Origin of the sequence: Paracoccus saliphilus, assembly GCF_028553805.1 — a bacterium.
GTDB lineage: Bacteria > Pseudomonadota > Alphaproteobacteria > Rhodobacterales > Rhodobacteraceae > Paracoccus > Paracoccus saliphilus.
Map to the genome: position 1 here is coordinate 118,589 of NZ_CP067141.1, position 20,380 is coordinate 138,968.

Below are 20,380 nucleotides of genomic sequence, written 5' to 3' on the forward strand. Positions count from 1 at the left end.
TTTCATGGATAGCGACGGATCAAAGTGCTCGCGCCAGCAGCGCGGCATGCAGTTCCTCCGCGCGCCGTAGAAGTTCGGCAGAGGCCCCGGAAAGCTCGGGGGGCGATTTCGGGGCACGGAACATGCCGCTGGCCGACAGCAATGCCTTCGGATCCTGCAGTTCCAGCGCCTCGGCCAGACGCGGCAATTGCTCTTGCGGGTTACTGCTGAGTGCCGCGTGATCGACGAAAACCGCATCTGCCGGCGCATGTTCCAGGACGTGGGCATAGGCGGCGTTCCAGTAACGCAACCAATAGTCGGTGGTCCCGGCCTCTTCCGCGCTTTCGGGCGCGCCGGGAAAGGCGATCGGGCGCAAAGCGGCGCCGAATTCGAAATGCCCGATTCCTTCCATATATTGCCGTGCGAAACGGTCGCGTTCATGCAGATCGACAAAGCGTTCATGCTGCCGCATCAGCGAGACGATCTGCGAGGCCGGATCGCGCACCGGGATCACCAGCCGGGCATCCGGGAAAGCGGTTCTCAACAGGGGCAACCGGGCGATGTTGGCGTTGTTCTTCGAGACATAGCGGAACGCGCCGGGCTTGCCCGTCACGATTTTGCGCATGTGGCGGGACAGGAAGGCCTCGAATTCGGCATTGCGGTCGGCCTCGTCCCAAAGCGCGATGCGGCCCCCTTCGTAATGGTCGCGCCAGAAGGCCATCCAGACCATTTCCTCGAATGCTTCGGGGCTGTCGAAATCCACGTCGATACCATCGCCATGCGCGCGCTCGGCCTTTTCCCCGGTCTTGCGGAACAGGCCGGAAAAGCGCCCCCATAGCAGCGGCGACAGGGTGAAGGGCATGTTGCGATAGGTGGCCGAGGCGAATTCCGGCTGCCGGACCAGCAATTCCAGCAAGATCGTCGTGCCCGCCCGTGGCAGCGAGGTGACCAGCACCGGCCGCTCGGCCCGCGTATTCGCGATCTTGCGCCGCCACAACCGGTCCTCGATCCCGGCCAGGCCTTTTTGCAGCCCCGGAGAGGAAAAGGCCTGGTTATGCAGCGCCTGGTCGAGCGCCGAATAGGGCACCTCGTCGCGCGGGGCATCCCCGGTCCGCCCGGCCCCGGCATCTTTCCCGCGCAATCGGCCAATCGCGATCCACAAACCTATACTGCCAAGCGAGGACCACAGGATGAAGGACCAGCTCAGCGCGATATCCATCGCCTCGCCGATGCTGAACAGGCCAAGCAGATCGCCACCGACGACAAAGACCGCCGCCGCCAGGCACCCCACCGCGGCGATGACCAACAGGATGACGCTGCTCTTGACCAGCGAGAAGGTGGCCCGCCGGACCTGCCGCTCCTTGATCTCGTCGCTCAGATCCGGATCGGTGATGGTGCCGAGCGCTTCATGGGCGGTCTGGATCGCCGAACTGGCGCGCTGCTCGACCTCCAGCAGGCGCAAAACGGCGATCAATGCGATCACGCCCGCAACAAGCGCGACGACAGCCATCATCGCGGGTCTTTATTGTCATCGACGGGCTGATTCTTGCGAAGCAGCCGTTTCAGCGGATACCAGACGAAACCGACCACCGCCAAAAGCAACACGGCGATGACCGCGATCATGGTGCCAAGCGCGGTCAGACCCGCCCCCGGCCCGACATAGGCCAGCGCGGGGGCGGCGTTGAGCACGGTTGCAAGCCCCGCAATGGCCAGGCCCCATGTCGTTCGAGAGGAAAGTTGAGTGAGCATCGGAGGAACCTTTCAGGAGATTGTCTTCCCAAGTGGCTGTTACGAATAATGAAGCAACAGGGTTCGTCGAGGCCCGTTCCCTCTTTTGCCGGATAGGAGTGAAGACTGGCGCATCTCTGCCTAAATTCGTCGGCAATTTGCTGCGCAGATACCCTGTCAGCAAGGAACGGATCACCACAAGGTGACCTGCCGGGGCTTGATGAAATGATCTTGAAGCCCACCCGCATGGGCCGGGCGATCCGCTTTTCGCGCCGATCACGCCATGCTGTCACGGGTGAGAAGCGCAGAGGATCGCACGCAATCGGGAATATCCGCGACCGGACATCCCGGCTTGATATCATGTCACGCCTCGCGCCCCGCCATGAGGCGCAGGGGCGTATAGGTGATGACCGTCTCATCGCGTTGATTGACGATGCGGTTGCGGGTCCTGACAAGCCCGCGCCCGGCCTTTTTCGCGGGCCGTGTTTCGGTGACCTCGATCTCGACATGGATCGTGTCACCCTGCAGCACCGGGCCCTCGACATTCATCTCCATATGCAGAAAGGCCAATCCTGTCCCCTGGGCGGTCGCGTTCAGCACCAGCCCCTCGGCCAGCGACAGGACCAGCGCGGCGGGTGCAGGCCGACCGGGTATCGCGGAATGGGCGGCACGATACTCGGCATCGACGAACAGGGATTCCAGCATGCCCGCCGAATTCACGAAATTGACGATATCGGTCTCGGTGATCGTGCGACCGAAGGTCCGGAACCTGTCGCCGACCGTCAGGTCGTTCCAGTGGAATCCCTCACCAAGCAGTTTCATTCGAGGCTCCTTTGCGACTATCGATACAGGGCCGCCATCCGACGATTGCCGGATGGCGGGAATCGCAGATGTCAGTTAGACGAAGCAGTTTCGTCCCCTCCGGCATCCTGCTGTGCCAGCGCGTCGCGGAACGCCTGTAGCACCTCGGAGCCGGGAAGGCCCCGCCCGTCTAGATCCTCGGCCCATTTCTCACCGATGGTGGACATCCGCTCTCCGATCTCGGCCATGTCATCCTCGGGCAGCGATACGAACGTCACCCCCGCATCCGCCATGGTCTGCTTGTCCTTGAGGTCAAGTTCCTCGGCAGCCTTGCAGGCCGAGCCGATGACCTCTTCCGCGGCATCGGTCATCGCCTGCTGGACTTCTGGCGAAAGCTGGTTCCAGCGATCCTCGCTGATGACATAGCTGGCCACGAATGACCCGAAATTCATGCCCTCCGTGCCATAGGCGAGTGCCGGTTCCAGCTCGTATGGCAAGGCGCTGGAATGCGGGAAAAGCACCCCGTCGATGGTGCCGCGGGTTAGCGCCTCGCGGGTTTCGGGGGCCGGGATGTTGACCGGCGTCGCATCCATCAACTGCACCGCGATTTCCTTGGTTCCGCCAGTCGCCCGCAGCTTCATTCCCTTGAAGCTGTCGATATCGGTGATCTCGCTTTCGGCGGTGAAAATCTGGTAGGGCGAAAGGATCATCACCAGCAGCATCCTCACATCTTGCGGGGCCAGTTCGGCCTCGTCCAGAACGCCGCCGGGCCTGGCAATGGACCAATAGGCCTCGGTGCCCTGGCAGGAAGAATTGAACGCCTCGGGCAATTCGCCGACTGCCGAAAGCGGCAGCTTGTCGGCGACATAAGAAACCCCGACATAGCCGATATCGACGGTATTGCTCTGCGCCAGCGACAGAAGATCTTTCGACTTGCCCAGTTGCTCGGCCGGGTAATATTCGAATTCGACCTCGCCACCGGTCAGCTCGGTGACCCTGTCCATCCAGACCTTGGTCATGTTCTCGGCGATATAATGGCCGACGGGGAAACTGTCGGCGACCCGCAGGGTCTCGGCCATGCCAAGCGACGGGATGACCATGGCAGCAGCCATCGCGGTCAGTGTCAGGGTCCTCGTCTTTCCGATATTCATCTCATTCCTCCTCCTGTTGAATTCTCGCGGTCCCGGCCGGCCTCACATGGTCGAGGGCAGCCACAGCACCAGGCTCGGGAACAGCACCAGCAGCGCGATCACCAGCAGATGCGCCCAGACATGCGGCATCACGCCCCGGAACAATTCGCCCAGTGGCCGCCTTGTATAGCGGGCCACGACGAAGACATTCATGCCCATCGGCGGGGTCACCATGCCGACCTCGGCGGTGACGATGACCACGACGCCGAACCAGACCGGGTCAAAGCCAAGCTGCGTGATGACCGGCAGCATGACCGGCACGGTCAGGATCAGGATGGCGATCTGGTCCATGAAGAAACCGAGGATCAGGTAGCCGATCAGGATGATCGCCATGATCAGCAGAGGCGCAAGGCCAAGCCCGCCGATCCAGCCTGCCAGCTCGTTCGTGACCCGCGACAAGGTCAGGAAATAGCCGAAGACATGCGCGCCAAGGATGATGAACAGGATCATCGCCGTGGTATGCGCGGTATTGCGCAGGGCGATCAGCAGGCTCTCCAGGTTCAGCTTGCGCTCTCTCGCGGCCAGCAGCATGGCGACAAAAGCGCCGATCCCCGAGGCCTCTGTCGGGGTCGAGATGCCCGAATAGATCGCGCCGGTCACCGCCAGGAACAGGATCAGCATCGGCCCCACATGTTTCAGCGAACCGATTTTCTCGCGCAGGGTATAGGCTTGGCCTTTCGGGGCAGCGGCAGGGTCGATGCGGACCAGAACGGCGATGGTCAGGATGATCGCCATGGTCACGATGAAGCCAGGAACGACCCCGCCGATCAGCAGGTCGCCCACCGGCAGATCCGCGATGATGCCGTAGAGGATCAGGGCGATGGATGGCGGGATCAGCATCGCCAGTGTGCCCGAGATCGCCACCGCGCCGCCGGCCAGTTTCGGATCATAGCCCTGCTCCATCATCGAGGGGATCGAGGTCGAGGCCAGGGTCGCCGCCGCGGCGGTGCTGGAGCCCGAGATGGCGCCGAAACCGGCCCCCGCGATCGCCGTGGCCATGGCCAGCCCGCCACGCAACCGGCCGACCCAGATGCTGGCCGCCCGGAACAGGTCTTTCGCCACCCCGGACAGTATCACGAACTCGGCCATCAGGATGAACATCGGGATGGTGATGATCTCGTAGGAGCTTGCCGTGGACAACGGAGAGGTGCGCAGGATTCCCGCGACGAAATTCCATCCGCCCAGCAAATACAGCCCGATGGCCCCGGAAACCGACATGGCGAGCGCGACGGGTAGCCCGGTGACCAGGAACAGCGCCAGCAACAGCAGGACCAGTGTGACGGTCATAGGGACTGCTCCTCGTCATGCGGGCCTGCTTCATGCGGCTGCGGCAGATCTGCCAGTTGCCGGCCGCTCCAGCAGGAGAGCAGGTGCTGCAACCCGCGAACCAGGCAGCGCAGGGTGATCACCCCCGCCCCGATCACCACCATCAGGTAAGAGGGCCATGTCGGCCACGGAACCGTCGCGCCGATCAGGTCGCCGCCCTTCCATGCCGATGCCAGACGGTCCCCCGCCTGCAGGGCGATGATCAACAGGATTACCGTCGCCAGCAGATAGCCGAGCCCCTGCGAGGCGTGCATGAAGCGATGCGGCAACCTGTAAAGAAACATGTCGATGGCGATATGGCCATGCTGCTTCATCGTGTCCGACAGCGCCAGGAAGAAGGCCCCAACCATCAGGTAGCTGCCGATCAGGTCATAGGACCAGGTCAGCGGTTGCCGGAACAGGTAGCGCATCGACACATCCGCCACCACAACCAGCATGATGGCGCCGATCGCCAGGCCGGACAGCAGGACCAGCCCGCGCTCTATGCCGGTCAAGACCTTGTCCAGCGGGCCGTCCCTGTCTGCGATCATCATGACCCGCCCTCCCCTTCATCCCCGGCAATGACCGCGCCGGATTGCAGCAGAGCCTCGATCCGCTCGGCGGACAGCCCCCATTCGGCCAGCACCGCCTCTCCGCTTGCTCCCGGTCGCTCGGGAGGGGATGGCGTGGGAGCGGGCGTGGCCGAGAAGCGTGGCGCGGGCGCGGGTTGGACGATCCCGGCGATTTCGACATGATTTTCCCGCGCGGCGTTATGCGGGTGAAGCGCCGCCTCTTCCTGCGACAGGACCGGCGCGACGCAGGCATCCAGTCCTTCGAACCGGGCAACCCATTCGTCCCGGTCATGCTGCCTGATCCGCCCGGCAATCGCCGCCCGGGCCTTGATGCGGGATTCGGGCGAGCCGTCCCGCGGTGCGTCCGCCTCGTCCAGCCCAAGACCCTCCAGCAGGATCTTGCGGAACTTCGGTTCCAGCGCGCCGACCGACAGGTATCGCCCATCCGCGCATTCATAGACCGAGTATTCCGGCAAGCCGCCATCGAGGATATTCGTGCCGCGTTCGCCCTTGTGAATCCCCGAGGCACGCAGCCCCGTCATCGCCGTGCCCAGCAATGCCGCGCCATCGACCATCGCCGCGTCGATGACCTGCCCCTGCCCCGCCTCCTTGGCGTGCAGCAGCGCCGCCAGCATGCCGATCACCAGCATCAGGCTGCCACCAGCGTAATCTGCCAGCAGGTTCAAAGGGATCGTCGGCGGCTGCCCCTCGCGCCCGATCATGTCCAGCAGCCCGGTCAGAGCAAGGTAGTTCACGTCATGCCCCGCCCGCGGGGCCAGCGGCCCGGTTTGCCCCCAACCGGTCATGCGCCCATAGACAAGGCGCGGATTGCGATCCAGACAAGGTTCGGGCCCAAGGCCAAGCCACTCCATCACGCCGGGCCGAAAGCCCTCGATCAGCCCATCCGCGCGGGCGATCAGATCAAGAGCGCATGCCACCGCCTCGGGATTCTTCAGGTCCATGGCGACAGAGCGGCGGCCCCGCGCGGGCAGCTCGAATTCCGGCGGCCGTTCGATCCCCAAACCCGAGGCTTCCGGGCGCGTGATCCTGATCACCTCTGCCCCCATATCGGCCAGCAACATGGCCGCGAATGGAGCCGGGCCGATCCCTTCCATCTCGATGATGCGCAACCCGGTCAGCGGTCCCCGACTATCCATGGATATGGCTCCTGTTTGCATCCCGCATCTTGGCCGCCTCCCCCGCTGCGCTCAGTATGATTTCGGCAGGCCGAGCACGCGTTCGGCCAGGTAGGACAGGCAAAGCTGTGGGCTGACTGGCGCGATCCGCGGAACAAAGGCTTCGCGCAGGTAGCGTTCGACATGGTATTCCTTGGCATAGCCGAAACCGCCATGCGACATCACTGCCGTCTGGCAAGCCTCGAACACCGCCTCCCCGGCCAGGTACTTGGCGGCATTCGCAGCAGCGCCAACAGCCGATACCGGGGCCCCGCTGTCATATTGCCATGCCGCAGACATGACCATCAGCCAGGCCGCCTCCAGTTCGGCCCAGCATTTCGCCAGCGGATGCTGGATCCCCTGATTTTGGCCGATGGGGCGGTTGAAGACGATCCGTTCATTGGCATAGCGCGCGGCGCGCTTGACCGCGAGCATGCCAAGCCCGACCGCCTCCGCCGCGATCAGCACGCGCTCGGGATTCATACCATGCAGGATATATTCGAAACCGCGCCCCTCCTCGCCGATCAGGTCATCGGCGGGGATGCGGAAATCCTCGAAGAACAACTCGTTCGAATCGACCGCCTTGCGGCCCATCTTCTCGATCTCGCGCACCCGGATACGGTCGCGGTCGAAACGGGTATAGAACAGGCTCAGCCCCTGTGTCGGCCTGGACACCTCTTCCAGCGGGGTGGTCCGGGCCAGCAGCAGGATCCGGTCCGCCACCTGCGCGGTCGAGATCCAGACCTTCTGGCCATTGACGACATAACCATCGCCATCACGAATGGCGCGAAGCTTCAGCTGTGTCGTGTTCAGCCCGGTATTCGGTTCGGTCACGGCGAAACAGGCCTTCTCGCGGCCCTCGGCCATCGGCGGGATCATGCGCTGCTTCTGCTCTTCGGTGCCAAACACCGCGACGGGGTTGAGGCCGAAGATATTGATATGCACGGCCGAGGCGCCCGACATGCCAGCGCCCGATTCCGCGATCTCGCGCATCATGATCGCCGCCTCGGCAATGCCCAGGCCCGAGCCGCCATAGGCCTCGGCCGTGCAGATGCCCAGCCAGCCATCGCGGGCCAGCGCCGAATAGAGTTCATGCGGAAACTCGCCAGAGCTATCCAGCCCGAGCCAATAATTATCGTCGAATTGCGAGCAGATCGCCGCGACCGCGTCCCGGATCGCTTCCTGTTCCTCGCTATATGAAAAATCCATGCCGCTTTCCCCGTGACCTGTCTTATTCGCCGGTGACGCCCAGTTCAGCAGAGGCACCCAACGCCCCGCTTTTTGACAGCGCCTCGATCTCGTCATCCGCGAAACCGGATTCGCGCAGTACCTCTTTGCCATGTTCACCCTGCCTCGGGGCGAGCCTCTCGGGCCGGGCCGGTGTGCGGCTCCAGCTTGCCGGAACGGCCATCTGCCGGATGCGCCCTTCGCTCGGATGATCCACCATCTCGAAATAGCCGGTCGCCTGCAGATGCGGATCGTTGAGCATCCCCTCGAAATCATGGATCGGCATCGCGGGCACATCCGCCTGTTCCAGCAGCTCCATCCATTCGGCGGTCGAACGGGTTTCAAAGATCCGGGCCAGCTCGGCATAGACCTCGTCGATATGGGCCATGCGGGCGGTGAAATTGCGATAACGCGGATCGCCTTCGGGCAGGTCGGGGCGGCCGATCGCCTTGAAGAACCGCCGCCAGTGGCCATCGGTATAGATCAATGCGCAAATGGAACCGTCCTGGGTCCGGTAGGGCCGCCGATCCGCCGACAAGTGCCGCGCATAGCCACCGCGGTCCAGGGGCGGATCGAAGGTCAGTCCGCCCATGTGATCGCCCATGACCATGTTGACCATGGTTTCCAGCATCGGCACATCGACGCGCTGTCCCAAGCCGCTACGGTCCCGTTCGACGAGAGCGGCAAGGATGGCATTGCTTGCGGCCAGTCCGACGATCCGATCGACGATGGCCGAGGGCACATAGCGCGGCTCTCCGTCATTGACGCGCGAAAACAGGTAGGGAATGCCGCAAGCCCCCTGGATCAGATCGTCATAGGCGGGGCGATCGGCATAGGGGCCGGACTGGCCATAGCCGAACATGCCGGCATAGATGATGCGCGGATTGACCGCCGTGACCTCGTCATATGACAGGCCCAACCGCGCCATCGCCCTAGCCCGGACGTTATAGACCAGCACATCGGCGTTCTCGCACAGGCGCAGCAGGGCCTCGCGGCCCTCGGGCAGTTTCAGGTTCAATGTGATCGAGCGTTTCGAGCGGTTGGCATGCAGGAACATCGGCCCCATTCCCGCGTGACGCGACGGCCCGACCTGGCGCATGACATCCCCGTCGGGACTTTCGACCTTGATCACATCGGCACCGAAATCACCAATCATCAGCGTCGCGTAAGGCCCCATGAGAACCGAGGTCATGTCGATGATACGCAGCCCGTCAAGTGGACCCATTGCGAGCATCCCTCCCTGTCGAAATTGATATTTAGTCCATATATAAAAACCAACTGTTCACTGTTATGAACGCTAGACTTTGGATCAACCCTCTGTCAAGCTTTGATTGTCCGAGGATTTCCCGCTCTTCAGTTGACGGATACAGCCATCTGGCGCATGGAAATTCATCAGTTATGAGGAATGTCGCAACGATGCCGACTATCGTGAAACAGGCAGCTAACGTCCTTGATCTGTTCGAGTTTTTCGCCTCGACCGGGCAACCGGCAAGCCTTGCCGATGTCGCCGAGCATTTCGGCTGGCCGAAATCCAGCACCTTCAACCTCATCACCACATTGGCGGAGCGGGGATTTCTCTATGAACCCCGGCCCCGCCAGGGCTTCTATCCGACGCCCCGATGGCTGAGCCTGGCGCAAGAGATCGCCCATGCGGAACCCTTGCCGGAAAGCCTGCAGGATCTTTTGCGGGAGCTCGCCCGGCTCAGCGCCGAAACCGTCTGGCTGGCAGGCTCCGCAGGCCAGCATGCCGTCTTCCTGTCTGTCATCGAATCCCCGCAGGCGATCCGCTATACGGCGCAACCGGGCAAACGGGTTCCCATGCACGCGACCGCGACCGGACAGGCCATCCTGAGCCAGATGCCGGATCAAAGACGCGCGGCATTGTTGCGGCATGCGACCTATGAACGCTTCGGTCCCGGCACACCGATGACCGCCAGCGAGGTCGATGGGATCATCCATGAATCGCTCGCCCGCGGCTGGTTCATGAGCGCGTCATCCTACAGTCAGGATCTCGGCGGGGTCTCGATCCCGCTTCCACTGAACGATCGCATGCTGTCGGCCACGGTCGCCGGTCCGTTGTTCCGGATGGACACCCGCATGGAAGAGACGGCCGCCCAGATGCAGGCGGCCATCAAACGGCATTTCGGCAAGGATTATTTCGACAGGCACCTGTCGACCTTGCGGCAATTGCCCTAGGCGATACGATGCGTTGGCGAAGGCCTACCTAGGGCAGTCCGAAAAGGACTTACATATATCTTTGTCACAAAATCCCCATTTCAGTAAATCGACGAGCTTCACTTGTCAGCTATGGTTTATCCGCTAGACTTGTCGGCAAAGTAGTCATTTGACCGACGCGGACTATATATCTGCGGATTACGATTGAGAGGGAAGCTCATGGTATACTGGCCTGGTACCAGTGGAGACGACTGGTATGCCGGAAAAAACGGCGCAGATTTCCTGAAAGGATTGGATGGAGAGGATACGCTCAAGGGGCTCGGTGGGGACGATAAACTCAGCGGAGGTTCGGGTGCTGATTTTCTTCGAGGTGGCGCTGACAATGATACTCTCAATGGCGGAGATGGTAATGACACCCTCTGGGGAGGGACCGGCGGGGATCGGCTGATCGGCGGGAAAGGCCAGGATATCCTTTTGGGGGGGGAAGGCAATGACACTCTCCGAGGTGGCCCTGGCGCGGATAAACTCGGCGGTGGATTTGGCGATGATGAACTCTACGGAGGTAATGGTGCTGGCACCGATACTCTCAGCGGCGGAGATGGTAATGACACCCTCTGGGGAGGGACCGGCGGGGATCGGCTGATCGGCGGGAAAGGCCAGGATATCCTTTGGGGGGAAGAAGGCAATGACACTCTCCGAGGTGGCCTTGGCGCGGATAAACTCGGCGGTGGATTTGGCGATGATGAACTCTACGGAGGTAATGGTGCTGGCACTGATACTCTCAGCGGCGGAGATGGTAATGACACCCTCTGGGGAGAGACCGGCGGGGATCGGCTGATCGGCGGAAAAGGCCGGGATATCCTTTGGGGGGAAGAAGGCAATGACACTCTCCGAGGTGGCCTTGGCGCGGATAAACTCGGCGGTGGATTTGGCGATGATGAACTCTACGGAGGTAATGGTGCTGGCACCGATACTCTCAGCGGCGGAGATGGTAATGACACCCTCTGGGGAGGGACCGGCGGGGATCGGCTGATCGGCGGTACCGGCATTGACCTGTTGTCCTATGCGAATGCCGCGACGGCAGTTGCTATCCGCCTGTACAACAACACCGCGTCGGGCGGTGACGCCCAAGGCGATGTGATCTCGGGCTTCGAGAATGTCACCGGCGGTAGCGGCAATGATACCCTGGCTGGAGATGATCAGGACAATGTGCTGATAGGCGGTGCCGGAGGCGATTTGATCGAGGGTAATGGCGGTGCCGATACGCTTCGTGGCGGTGCAGGTATCGACAAGCTCACCTATGGAGATGCCATAGCGGCAGTGGACATCCGCCTATATAACAACACTGCCTCGGGCGGTACCGCCCAAGGCGACGTAATCTCTGGCTTCGAAAATGTGACCGGCGGTAGTGGCAATGACACATTGCACGGAAATGGTGATGCCAATGAGTTGATTGGCAGTATCGGGAATGATCGCCTTAGCGGCCGAAATGGCAATGATCGCCTTTTCGGTGGCGACGGCAATGACACGCTTTGGGGCGGTGAAGGTGCGGACAGGCTAGACGGTGGTGAAGGCATCGATTTGCTCTCATACTCGGATGCCGTGACGGGAGTGGCCGTTCGCCTTTACAATGGTACTGCTTCGAGCGGGATTGCCCAAGGCGATGTCATTTCCGGCTTCGAGAATGTGACTGGCGGTAGTGGCAATGACACGTTGTACGGAAATGGCGGCATCAATATCCTAGCTGGTCAGGCAGGCGGTGATCAACTACATGGTCTGGAGGGCGATGACCGTCTCTTTGGTGGTGGAGGCGATGATGATCTCCACGGAGGTCATGGGGCTGACATCGTGCGAGGCAATGCAGGCGACGATACGATCTTTGGTGGCGTCGGCGATGACACATTGTACGGCGATGCAGGCACTGACCTGTTGTCCTACTCGAATGCCACGTCGGCGGTAGCCATCCGCCTGTACAACAACACCGCGTCGGGCGGTGACGCCCAAGGCGATGTGATCTCGGGCTTCGAGAATGTCACCGGCGGCGGCGGCAATGATACCTTGGCAGGAGATGACCGGGCCAATGTGCTGACGGGCGGTGCCGGAAACGATCTTATCGAAGGCAATGGCGGTGCCGATACGCTACATGGTGGCACGGGTGTAGACATGCTGACTTATGGGGATGCCACGGCAGCAGTGGCTATCTACTTGTACGACAACACCGTCTCGGGCGACGCCGCTCAAGGTGACGTAATTTCAGGTTTCGAGAATGTGAGCGGCGGTGGTGGTAACGACACCCTGCACGGCGATGATCACGCCAATATTCTAGTTGGCAACGGAGGAGATGACGACCTCGAAGGAATGGAAGGCGATGATCGGCTTTTGGGCGGCGACGGTACCGATACTCTCTATGGTGGGGGCGGTGCAGACACGTTGGATGGCGGTGCCGGTGTGGACAAGATATCGTATTTAGAGGACGATGTTGGGGTGTCTGTAAACTTGAGTAACGGCACTGCATCAAGCGGTGACGCAGCCGGAGATGTCATATCGAACATCGAGAATGTAGACGGCGGCTTCGGCAACGACACACTGGTTGGTGACGAAAACGCCAACTCTCTGAATGGTCGGAATGGGAACAACTTCCTCAATGGGCTGGACGGCAACGACACCCTCTACGGCTCGCCGGGTAATGATACTCTTTTTGGAGGAGGTGGTGACGACATCCTTCACGGCTCGGGCGGAAATGATGTATTTCAGGGTGGCGAAGGCGATGATCTCATGCTCGGCGGCGGTGGCAACGACACTTTTATATTCACCAACGGTAACGGTGAAGACTCGATTCACGGGTTTGATTCGAATGATGCCGAAAAGATCGATTTGTCGGGGATTGATGCGATTACAGGGTTTGCCGATCTGGTAAACAATCATTTGGTAGAAACGTTCTTTGGTGACGCTCAGATCGTTTACGGACAAAATTCGATCGAGCTACTGGCGGTGGATTTCGATTCCTTTGGCGCAGATAAGGCCTACAGCGTGAATGACTTCATCTTTTAACGGGATTGAACTCTTTGCCTCGCATCGGGTCCACTACCCCCGTCGATCACTGCACAAATTAAACGCCTACCATATTCGTACAGTCCCTCGAAAAGTAGTTGAGCAGTTCCCGCATTTTCTGCCACCATAACTACTACGCTGGCATAGCTCTGGGCACGTCAATTCCCGCCATTTACCACATACAGAAATATGATAAGTTTGAGTTTGTCAGGTCAGAGGGTTGGCGTTTTCAGCAAAAGTGGATGTCAGTTTCGCGACGAGAAATGCGTTAAAATAAAAGGTTGCACCGCAAATTGAAACCTGCCGCTTCGTCGGTGAATATGGTGCAGGAGTGATGCAGCCGCAGATAGCTTGCCGGGCAATCGGGACTGACCGGCCCGTCCAGCGCCGCCGACAGGGCGGCTGCCTTGGCCTCGCCCACAGCAAGCGTCAGCAGGCTGCGCGCCGACAGGATCTGCGCGGTGCCCATTGTCACTGCCTCACTCGGCACCGACTCGCCTTCCGCGAAGAAGCGCCGGTTCGCCCGCCGTGTCTCATCGCTCAGCCGGACGACACGGGTGGGCGCGTCGATGGACGTGCCCGGTTCGTTGAAGGCGATATGGCCATTATGACCCACCCCCAGAAGCTGCAGATCGACCGGCCCGATCCGGTCCAAAAGCGCCGCATAGTCGCGCGCCGAGGCTTCTGCGTTCTGATCGCCGCGCGGGATGAAGCTTTGCTCGTGCGGGATGTCCACGTGGTCGAGGAAATGCCGCGCCATATAGCTGTGATAGGAATTCGGGTGATCGGGCGGCAGGCCCATATATTCGTCCAGGTTAACTGTTCGCACCCGCGCGAAGCTCAGCCCTTCGCGATGGGCGCGGACCAGATGCGCATAGACCGGCTCCATCGTGCCGCCGGTGGCCAGGCCCAGAACGGCATCGGGCCGGGTCGCGACCAGTTCCGCAATCTGCCTTGCGACCGCGGCGGCGGCAGTCTCGGCATCGGGCATCAGCTTGAGGGTCAGGGAACGGCTTACGGTCATGCTGTCCGCTTCAAGGATATGGCTGCAAGATCGACCGGCACCTGCCGGCGGGTGAATGCCTTGCCATCCGCCGTGAACAGATGGGCATCGGCGGGATCGAAGCCCAGCATGATGTCTTCTCCCGGCGCGCAGCGGGCGGTGCCGTCCGTCACCATGCAGAGCGGCAAGTCTCCCGGCGCGAGCAGATAGACGACAGAGCTGCTGCCCAACCGTTCCACCACATCGACCCGGCAGGGCAACCCGTCATCGCCAGGGTGCAGGTCGTCGGGACGAATCCCCAAGGTGACCTCGTCGCCCACCGATGCCCCGTCCGGGTCGACCGGAACCGTCACGCGCGGACCGTTTTCGATCTGCACGGCGATGCCCTCGGCCTCGATAGCCTCGATCCGGGCGGACAGGAAATTCATGTTGGGATTGCCAATGAACCCGGCGACGAAACGGTTCGCGGGGCGGTGGAACAGCTCCAGCGGCGTGCCGGCCTGTTCGACATATCCGGCATTCAGCACCACGATCCGGTCGGCCATGGTCATCGCCTCGACCTGGTCATGGGTGACATAGATCATCGTATTGCCAAGATGCCCATGCAGCCGCGACAACTCCACCCGCATCTCGCCGCGCAGGGCGGCGTCGAGATTGGACAGCGGCTCATCGAACAGAAAGACCGACGGCTCGCGCACGATGGCCCGCCCGATCGCGACGCGCTGGCGCTGGCCGCCCGACAACTCGCCGGGGCGATGATCGAGCCGCTCGGTCAGTTTCAGCACCTCGGCGGCGCGGTTCACCTTGGCCTCGACCTCGGCTTGCGGCAGCCCGTCCACGCGCAACGGAAAGGCGATATTCTCGAACACGCTCATATGCGGATAAAGCGCGTAGGACTGGAATACCATCGCGATGCCGCGCTTGGCCGGAGGCAGCTTGTTCACCACCCGCCCGTCGATTTCCAGCGTGCCCGCGCTGATATCCTCGAGCCCCGCAATCATCCGCAGCATGGTGGATTTGCCACAGCCCGAGGGGCCGACGAAGACGGTAAAATCGCCGTCGCGGATATCCAGATCGGTCGGGTGGATCACCCGGGCCGAGCCGAAATCCTTGGTCACTCCGTTCAGTTTCAAATCGCCCATCGGCTTCTCCTGCAGGGGAAAGGCGGGGGCGGCTTGCGCCCCCGGCCATGGTTTCACGCGGGTCTCAGTCCAGGGCGCTCAGATCTTCCTGGATCCGGGTCGCGGCCTCTTCCGGGGTCAGTTCCCCCAGGACCACGCCCTGGATATTCTCGATCGCGATATCCTGCATGCCGACGAAATCGGTCATCAGGGGCTCGGGCCCGCCGGTCGGGATCGCGTCGATAAAGGGCTTCCAGGTCGGATCCTCCTCGATCAGTGCCTCGGTATCGGCACCAAGACGGATCGGCGTCCAGCCGCCCTCCTTGTCAAACTCGGCCTGGCGTTCCGGCGCGGTCAGATACTTGATCAGGTTCTGCGCCGGCTCTTCCAGCCCGGTGCCCTTGAACACCACGAGACTGTCGGTGATCAACAGAGTCGAATGTTCGCCCTGCGGTCCCGCCGGAATCAGCGAGACGCCGAAATTCACGCCCTCGGCCTTGCCGCGACCGGCCGCGTAGGTGGTGTACATCCCGATCTGGCCTTCCTTGAACAGCGGCTCCAGCCCGCCCCGTTCATAGGCCAGCGGCCCTTCCTGCGAATATTTCGCGAGCTCCTGGTAGAAGGTCAGCGTCTCGACATTCTGCGGGCTGTCGAAGACCACATTGCCATCGGCATCCACGACCTGTCCGCCATTCGAATAGAGGAAGTTCAGGAATTCGTGGAAGGTGTTATCCATATCCGCCGCGGGCAAGCCAAAGCCCGCCGCATCGGTGTTTTCCGAGATCGCCTTGGCGGCGGTCAGCATCTCGTCGAAGGTCTGCGGGCCTTCAGGCATGTCCAGCCCGGCCTCGGCAAACAGATCCTTGTTCCAGAACAGCCCCTTGGTCGAGAATGCACGCGGCAGGCCCCAAACCTCGCCACCGATCTGCACCGTCGAGATCACCGAGGGTTCATAGCTGGACAGTTCTTCTTCGGACATCGCGATCGGAACGATCTGCTCGCTGGAGGAGAGCTGCTTGAGCACGCGCGAGCCCATGTAGGCGGCGGCGGGCGGCGTTCCGGCGGCGGCGAGCGTCAGGGTCTTGGCCTGGCATTGCTCCCATGGCAGGTATTCGACGCGGACGGTGTAATCCGGATTCTCGGCTTCCCATTCCTCGATATGTTTCTGCTGCACCGGCGCTTGCGGCTCGGTATCCGAGCCGCAATTGACGATATGCAGCTCTTCTGCCGCCTGCGCCGCCAGTGGCAGGGCCATCAGCGCAGTGGTGGCAAGGATGATTGAACGAAATTTCATTTGCTTACTCCCTAGTTGGACCTTGGATCATCATTCCTTCACCGCCCCGGCGGTCAGCCCGGCGACGATGAATCTTTGCAGGAACACGTAAAGCACCAGTACCGGCAACACGCCGACCAGGCTTGCGGCCATGATCTCGTTCCAGCGGACGGTCTCATGACCGAAGAACTGGAACAGGCCGACTGGCAGCGGGTTCAGCTCGTTCTTCGAATTGAAGGTCAGCGCAAACAGGAATTGCTGCGCATAGGCGGTGATGAAGGTGGTCACGGCGACGACGACCATCCCCGGCACGGCGAGCGGCAGGATCACCCGGCGCATGGTGTAAAGCCTGCTGGCACCATCGACATAGGCGGCCTCTTCCAGCTCGGCCGGGATGCGCATGAAATAACTGCGCATCAGGAAGATGCCTGCGGGCACGGTAAAGGCCGCCCCCGGTACGATCATCGCGGCATAGCTGTTCAGCAATCCGGCCGCCAGCATCAGCTTGTAAAGCGGGATGATCAGCACCGCCGCCCCGACCATCGACACGACCAGGAACACCCCGAGGATGCTGCCACGCAGTCTGAACTCGAACCGGGCGAAGGCATAGGCGGCGGGGATCGAGCAGAACATCGACAGGATCGTCACCGCGACCGCGATGCCGAAGCTGTTCGCGATCCAGCGCAGCAACATCGGCTGCGCTGACCAGATGGTCACGTAATTCTCGAAGCTCATCCCCTCGGCGATGAAGCGGTAGGGAATGCGGAACACCTCGTTCAGAGGCCGCAGCGAGACCATGAAGGCCTCGACAAAAGGCGCCAGCATGAAGACCAGGAACAAGGCCATTCCCGCGTAGATCAGCACATATTCCCACCAGCGGTAACGATTGATCATTTCGCACGTCCTTTCCGCGTCATCCGCAGCAGCATCGCCAGGTAGACCGCCGAGAGAACCGACAGGCAGATCAGGATCATCACCGCCCGCGCCGCGCCCTCGCCATAGCGGAAGCGCGAGATGGCAGTGCGATAGGTGTCGATGATCATCGTGGTGGTCGCGCCGCGCGGACCGCCCTCGGTCAGGATCCAGATGATGTCGAAGCTGTTGAAGGTCCAGATCGTCGACAAGAGCGCCATTGTGGCGATGGACGGCATCAACAGCGGCAGGGTGATCCGGCGGAAACGATAGAAGCGGCTGGCCCCGTCGGTCCATGCGGCCTCGTACAGATCGGTCGGCACGGTCTGCATCGCCGCCAGCAGATAGAGCGCAACCAGCGGCGTGCCGATCCAGACATCGGTGACAACGGTCGAGATGAAGGCCGCCTGCTTGTAGGCCAGGAATTCAAACGGACCGCTGAACAGCCCGATCCGCTGGCCAAGCCCCGAGATCATCCCGAACTGGCCATTGTACAGCCAGGCCCACATGAAACAGCCGACCGCGATGGGCACCACCCAAGGCGGCATGATCAGCACCCGGAACAACGCCCGCCCCGGCACGGCGGCATTCAGCAGCACCGCACCCAACAGCCCCAGGATCAGCTTGAGGCTGACCGACAGCGTCGTCCAGATCAATGTGCGGCTGATGACCGGCCAGAAATCGCGGTTGAAGAACTTGGTATAGTTCTCCATCCCCACATATTCCTGCGTGGGCCGCATCGAGGCGTCAGTGAATGACAGCCGGAATGTCTCGATGATCGGCCATGCTGCGATCAGCCCGACCAGCAGGATCGCCGGGATCAGCAGCAGGTAGGGAAAGGGATCGCGGCCGGTTTTCATACCGCGCTCCTTCCGGCCAGGGCATCATCCAGGCGCGCCCAGAACTCCTCCAGATCGACGATGCGGCCTTCCTTGCGCGCCCGGTCCATGGCCAGCGCGGTCACCCCCGCTTCCAGCGCGTCGGTGATCGTCAGCGGCAAGGCGGGCAGACGGCCAGTGTAATAGGCGCAGAGATCCTCGGCCATGGCCTGATCGGCGCCGTAATGGCCCTTTTGACTGCCATCCGTGCCAATGGCGGGATTATCCTGCAGCACGGCATTGTCATCCGAACGCGTCAGCTTGAAGAAATTGCGGATGAAATCGCCCTCGGCCATGCCATCGGTGCCGATCACCGCGAAACGGCGAAACTCGTCGGGGACATTCATGTTGGTGTGAAAGGACAGCGTCGCGCCGCTTTCATATTCGACCAGCGCGGTCTGGTAGTCGATCAGATCGCCCTCGCCCGAAAACGCATCCCCTGCCCCGCCCCAACGCGGAGCCATTTCCTGCAGATAGGCGGGCGGGGCTGCCGGGCGGCGTTCGGGCAGGTATTTTTTGCGCCCGCCGAAACTGACCACGCGCGCCGCCCGCGCGCCCGCGACGCCCTGGTAAAGATCAAGATCGTGGCAGCATTTTTCCAGCATGAAACCGCCGGACTTGGCGCTGTCGCGCCGCCAGTCCCGCATGAAGAAACTGCCGTGATAGGGACCGATATGCTCGGCGGCCTCGATGGACATGATCTCGCCCAGATGGCCCTCGGCCTGCGCCGCCCTGACGGCGCGATAAAGCGCCGAATAGCGCAGCACCATGCCCACCCCGACGCGCGTCACCCCGTCATGGGCGGCGAGCAGCCGGGCAAGCTCCAGCGTCTCGTCCAGCGAGATCACCACGGGTTTCTCGGCGAATATATGCGGCGTGTCAGAGGCCAGCGCCAGCCGCAGATGATCCAGGTGCAGGTAATTGGGCGACCCGATCATCAGCAAATCGAACTTATGCGCCGCCAGCATCTCGGCCGGATCGGTGTAAACCTGTGCAGGCGCCGCCTCGGCCAGCCGGTCCTGATGTCCGGGACCGGGATCGGCCACCGCCAGCAATTCGAATTCCGGGCAGGCCGCCCGCATTCTTGGCAAGAGCGACGCGATCCTTGCGCCCAATCCGATGATTCCCGCCTTCACGTGACCTCCTCCCCTGTTTGCTCCATGGCGGTGCGCAGTGCCCGGATCTTCGCAACCGAAGTCTGCGCCCGCTCTGACGCGATCCGCAGCCGCCCACCCATGTCCTGATCGACCCGGACCTCGCTGCAAGATCCATGCAGCTCATCCGCCCCGGCCCGCAGCAGCCTGGCTGCATTCCCGGCATCGATACCGCCACCCGCCAGGATCGTGATCCGCCCGCGCGCCTGGCCCGCCAACCGTGCGATATTCTCCGCCCCTTCAATGGCAGATGGCGCGCCGCCCGAGGTCAGGATGCGGCAAAAGCCCAGCTCGATGGCGGTTTCCAGCCCTTCGTCCGGATCCGGGGAAAGATCAAAGGCGCGATGCAACACCATCGGCAGATCCCCCGCTGCATCCCGCAAGCCGGCGATCGCATCGCGATCCAGCCGCCCGTCCGGATGGGTGACGCCCAGCACGATCCCCGCAAGTTCGGCATTCCGGACCGCTGCGATATCCGCCTTGGCCACTGCCAGTTCTTCGGGTGAATAGACAAAACCGCCGGGGCGCGGTCGGATCATGGCGAAAACCGGGACCGCCAATTCCGCCGCCGCCGCAATCAGTCCGGGCGAGGGCGTCAGCCCGCCAAGCGCAAGCGCCGAGCACAGCTCGATCCGGTCGGCACCGCCGGAAACCGCCGCCGACAATCCATGCGGATCATCGACGCACACTTCCAGCAAGGGGGTCTTGGAGGCCTTGGGCATGTCACCTCGGCTGTTGCATTTCCAACAAGGCAACAGCAAAATATTCCTCGTGTAAAGATATTTTTTTCAGCTTTGCTAATATTGAATTGTGCTTATTTTAGTTTGACAAACATT

The 20,380-nt window shown here is 61.8% G+C and carries 18 protein-coding genes and 1 pseudogene; 3 read left to right on the top strand and 16 right to left on the bottom strand.

Features of this window, described 5'->3' with window-relative positions; translation table 11 throughout:
• Positions 1-19 precede the first annotated feature (19 nt).
• The 9 genes from JHX88_RS21590 to JHX88_RS21630 all read right to left on the bottom strand — a co-directional run bounded on the left by JHX88_RS21590 (position 20) and on the right by JHX88_RS21630 (position 9,202).
• A complete protein-coding gene (locus tag JHX88_RS21590; protein ID WP_084203192.1) occupies positions 20-1,492 on the bottom strand; it encodes a sulfotransferase family protein in 1,473 nt (490 codons plus the stop codon).
• Positions 1,489-1,728 carry a hypothetical protein gene (locus JHX88_RS21595; RefSeq protein ID WP_272848316.1) on the bottom strand — a complete coding sequence of 80 codons (240 nt, stop codon included), beginning with the start codon at positions 1,726-1,728 and terminating at the stop codon, positions 1,489-1,491. Before JHX88_RS21595 ends, JHX88_RS21590 begins: the two co-directional genes overlap by 4 nt.
• A gap of 342 nt (positions 1,729-2,070) precedes the next feature.
• Positions 2,071-2,529, bottom strand: coding sequence for a MaoC family dehydratase (locus tag JHX88_RS21600; protein ID WP_076526909.1), 459 nt, complete (start codon positions 2,527-2,529; stop codon positions 2,071-2,073).
• Positions 2,530-2,600: 71 nt separating this feature from the next.
• Entirely contained in the window at positions 2,601-3,659 is a 1,059-nt protein-coding gene (locus tag JHX88_RS21605; RefSeq protein ID WP_076526910.1) for a TRAP transporter substrate-binding protein, read from the bottom strand.
• Positions 3,660-3,701: 42 nt separating this feature from the next.
• Complete coding sequence (locus JHX88_RS21610) at positions 3,702-4,985, bottom strand: TRAP transporter large permease (protein ID WP_076526911.1); 1,284 nt, start codon at positions 4,983-4,985, stop codon at positions 3,702-3,704.
• Positions 4,982-5,557: a TRAP transporter small permease gene (locus JHX88_RS21615; RefSeq protein WP_076526912.1), complete on the bottom strand. Its 576-nt coding sequence runs from the start codon at positions 5,555-5,557 to the stop codon at positions 4,982-4,984. Before JHX88_RS21615 ends, JHX88_RS21610 begins: the two co-directional genes overlap by 4 nt.
• Positions 5,554-6,732, bottom strand: a complete 1,179-nt coding sequence (locus tag JHX88_RS21620) for a CaiB/BaiF CoA transferase family protein (RefSeq protein WP_084203193.1) — start codon at positions 6,730-6,732, stop codon at positions 5,554-5,556. The genes JHX88_RS21615 and JHX88_RS21620 overlap by 4 nt, the downstream gene beginning before the upstream one ends.
• Before the next feature lie 51 nt (positions 6,733-6,783).
• Positions 6,784-7,959: an acyl-CoA dehydrogenase family protein gene (locus JHX88_RS21625; RefSeq protein ID WP_076526914.1), complete on the bottom strand. Its 1,176-nt coding sequence runs from the start codon at positions 7,957-7,959 to the stop codon at positions 6,784-6,786.
• A gap of 22 nt (positions 7,960-7,981) precedes the next feature.
• Entirely contained in the window at positions 7,982-9,202 is a 1,221-nt protein-coding gene (locus JHX88_RS21630) for a CaiB/BaiF CoA transferase family protein (protein ID WP_076526915.1), read from the bottom strand.
• A gap of 191 nt (positions 9,203-9,393) precedes the next feature.
• Here JHX88_RS21630 and JHX88_RS21635 point away from each other — a divergent pair, with 191 nt between their 5' ends.
• The 3 genes and pseudogenes from JHX88_RS21635 to JHX88_RS21645 all read left to right on the top strand — a co-directional run bounded on the left by JHX88_RS21635 (position 9,394) and on the right by JHX88_RS21645 (position 13,203).
• A complete protein-coding gene (locus JHX88_RS21635; protein ID WP_076526952.1) occupies positions 9,394-10,173 on the top strand; it encodes an IclR family transcriptional regulator in 780 nt (259 codons plus the stop codon).
• A 198-nt stretch (positions 10,174-10,371) separates the two neighbouring features.
• Positions 10,372-11,163: pseudogene (locus JHX88_RS22420) on the top strand (calcium-binding protein); the annotation flags it as partial.
• 45 nt (positions 11,164-11,208) lie between these two features.
• A complete protein-coding gene (locus tag JHX88_RS21645; RefSeq protein ID WP_272848297.1) occupies positions 11,209-13,203 on the top strand; it encodes a calcium-binding protein in 1,995 nt (664 codons plus the stop codon).
• Positions 13,204-13,471: 268 nt separating this feature from the next.
• Here JHX88_RS21645 and nagB read toward each other — a convergent pair whose 3' ends face one another.
• The 7 genes from nagB to JHX88_RS21680 all read right to left on the bottom strand — a co-directional run bounded on the left by nagB (position 13,472) and on the right by JHX88_RS21680 (position 20,266).
• Positions 13,472-14,227: a glucosamine-6-phosphate deaminase gene (nagB, locus tag JHX88_RS21650; protein WP_141225860.1), complete on the bottom strand. Its 756-nt coding sequence runs from the start codon at positions 14,225-14,227 to the stop codon at positions 13,472-13,474.
• Positions 14,224-15,348, bottom strand: a complete 1,125-nt coding sequence (locus JHX88_RS21655) for an ABC transporter ATP-binding protein (RefSeq protein ID WP_076526917.1) — start codon at positions 15,346-15,348, stop codon at positions 14,224-14,226. Before JHX88_RS21655 ends, nagB begins: the two co-directional genes overlap by 4 nt.
• A gap of 64 nt (positions 15,349-15,412) precedes the next feature.
• Positions 15,413-16,621: an extracellular solute-binding protein gene (locus JHX88_RS21660; RefSeq protein ID WP_076526918.1), complete on the bottom strand. Its 1,209-nt coding sequence runs from the start codon at positions 16,619-16,621 to the stop codon at positions 15,413-15,415.
• 30 nt (positions 16,622-16,651) lie between these two features.
• Positions 16,652-17,494 (bottom strand): carbohydrate ABC transporter permease, encoded by an 843-nt coding sequence (locus JHX88_RS21665; RefSeq protein ID WP_076526919.1) that lies wholly within the window; start codon positions 17,492-17,494, stop codon positions 16,652-16,654.
• Positions 17,491-18,372: a carbohydrate ABC transporter permease gene (locus JHX88_RS21670; protein ID WP_076526920.1), complete on the bottom strand. Its 882-nt coding sequence runs from the start codon at positions 18,370-18,372 to the stop codon at positions 17,491-17,493. Before JHX88_RS21670 ends, JHX88_RS21665 begins: the two co-directional genes overlap by 4 nt.
• Entirely contained in the window at positions 18,369-19,526 is a 1,158-nt protein-coding gene (locus JHX88_RS21675) for a Gfo/Idh/MocA family protein (protein ID WP_076526921.1), read from the bottom strand. Before JHX88_RS21675 ends, JHX88_RS21670 begins: the two co-directional genes overlap by 4 nt.
• A complete protein-coding gene (locus tag JHX88_RS21680; protein WP_076526922.1) occupies positions 19,523-20,266 on the bottom strand; it encodes a copper homeostasis protein CutC in 744 nt (247 codons plus the stop codon). The genes JHX88_RS21675 and JHX88_RS21680 overlap by 4 nt, the downstream gene beginning before the upstream one ends.
• Positions 20,267-20,380 lie beyond the last annotated feature (114 nt).

Bases quoted from the DNA above. Each gene is read 5' to 3' on its own strand.
- nagB (WP_141225860.1), bottom strand. From the start codon at position 14,227: ATGACCGTAAGCCGTTCCCTGACCCTCAAGCTGATGCCCGATGCCGAG.
- JHX88_RS21660 (WP_076526918.1), bottom strand. From the start codon at position 16,621: ATGAAATTTCGTTCAATCATCCTTGCCACCACTGCGCTGATGGCCCTG.
- JHX88_RS21625 (WP_076526914.1), bottom strand. From the start codon at position 7,959: ATGGATTTTTCATATAGCGAGGAACAGGAAGCGATCCGGGACGCGGTC.
- JHX88_RS21595 (WP_272848316.1), bottom strand. From the start codon at position 1,728: ATGCTCACTCAACTTTCCTCTCGAACGACATGGGGCCTGGCCATTGCG.
- JHX88_RS21615 (WP_076526912.1), bottom strand. From the start codon at position 5,557: ATGATGATCGCAGACAGGGACGGCCCGCTGGACAAGGTCTTGACCGGC.
- JHX88_RS21620 (WP_084203193.1), bottom strand. From the start codon at position 6,732: ATGGATAGTCGGGGACCGCTGACCGGGTTGCGCATCATCGAGATGGAA.
- JHX88_RS21655 (WP_076526917.1), bottom strand. From the start codon at position 15,348: ATGGGCGATTTGAAACTGAACGGAGTGACCAAGGATTTCGGCTCGGCC.
- JHX88_RS21665 (WP_076526919.1), bottom strand. From the start codon at position 17,494: ATGATCAATCGTTACCGCTGGTGGGAATATGTGCTGATCTACGCGGGA.
- JHX88_RS21610 (WP_076526911.1), bottom strand. From the start codon at position 4,985: ATGACCGTCACACTGGTCCTGCTGTTGCTGGCGCTGTTCCTGGTCACC.
- JHX88_RS21680 (WP_076526922.1), bottom strand. From the start codon at position 20,266: ATGCCCAAGGCCTCCAAGACCCCCTTGCTGGAAGTGTGCGTCGATGAT.
- JHX88_RS21670 (WP_076526920.1), bottom strand. From the start codon at position 18,372: ATGAAAACCGGCCGCGATCCCTTTCCCTACCTGCTGCTGATCCCGGCG.
- JHX88_RS21600 (WP_076526909.1), bottom strand. From the start codon at position 2,529: ATGAAACTGCTTGGTGAGGGATTCCACTGGAACGACCTGACGGTCGGC.
- JHX88_RS21630 (WP_076526915.1), bottom strand. From the start codon at position 9,202: ATGGGTCCACTTGACGGGCTGCGTATCATCGACATGACCTCGGTTCTC.
- JHX88_RS21635 (WP_076526952.1), top strand. From the start codon at position 9,394: ATGCCGACTATCGTGAAACAGGCAGCTAACGTCCTTGATCTGTTCGAG.
- JHX88_RS21590 (WP_084203192.1), bottom strand. From the start codon at position 1,492: ATGATGGCTGTCGTCGCGCTTGTTGCGGGCGTGATCGCATTGATCGCC.
- JHX88_RS21605 (WP_076526910.1), bottom strand. From the start codon at position 3,659: ATGAATATCGGAAAGACGAGGACCCTGACACTGACCGCGATGGCTGCT.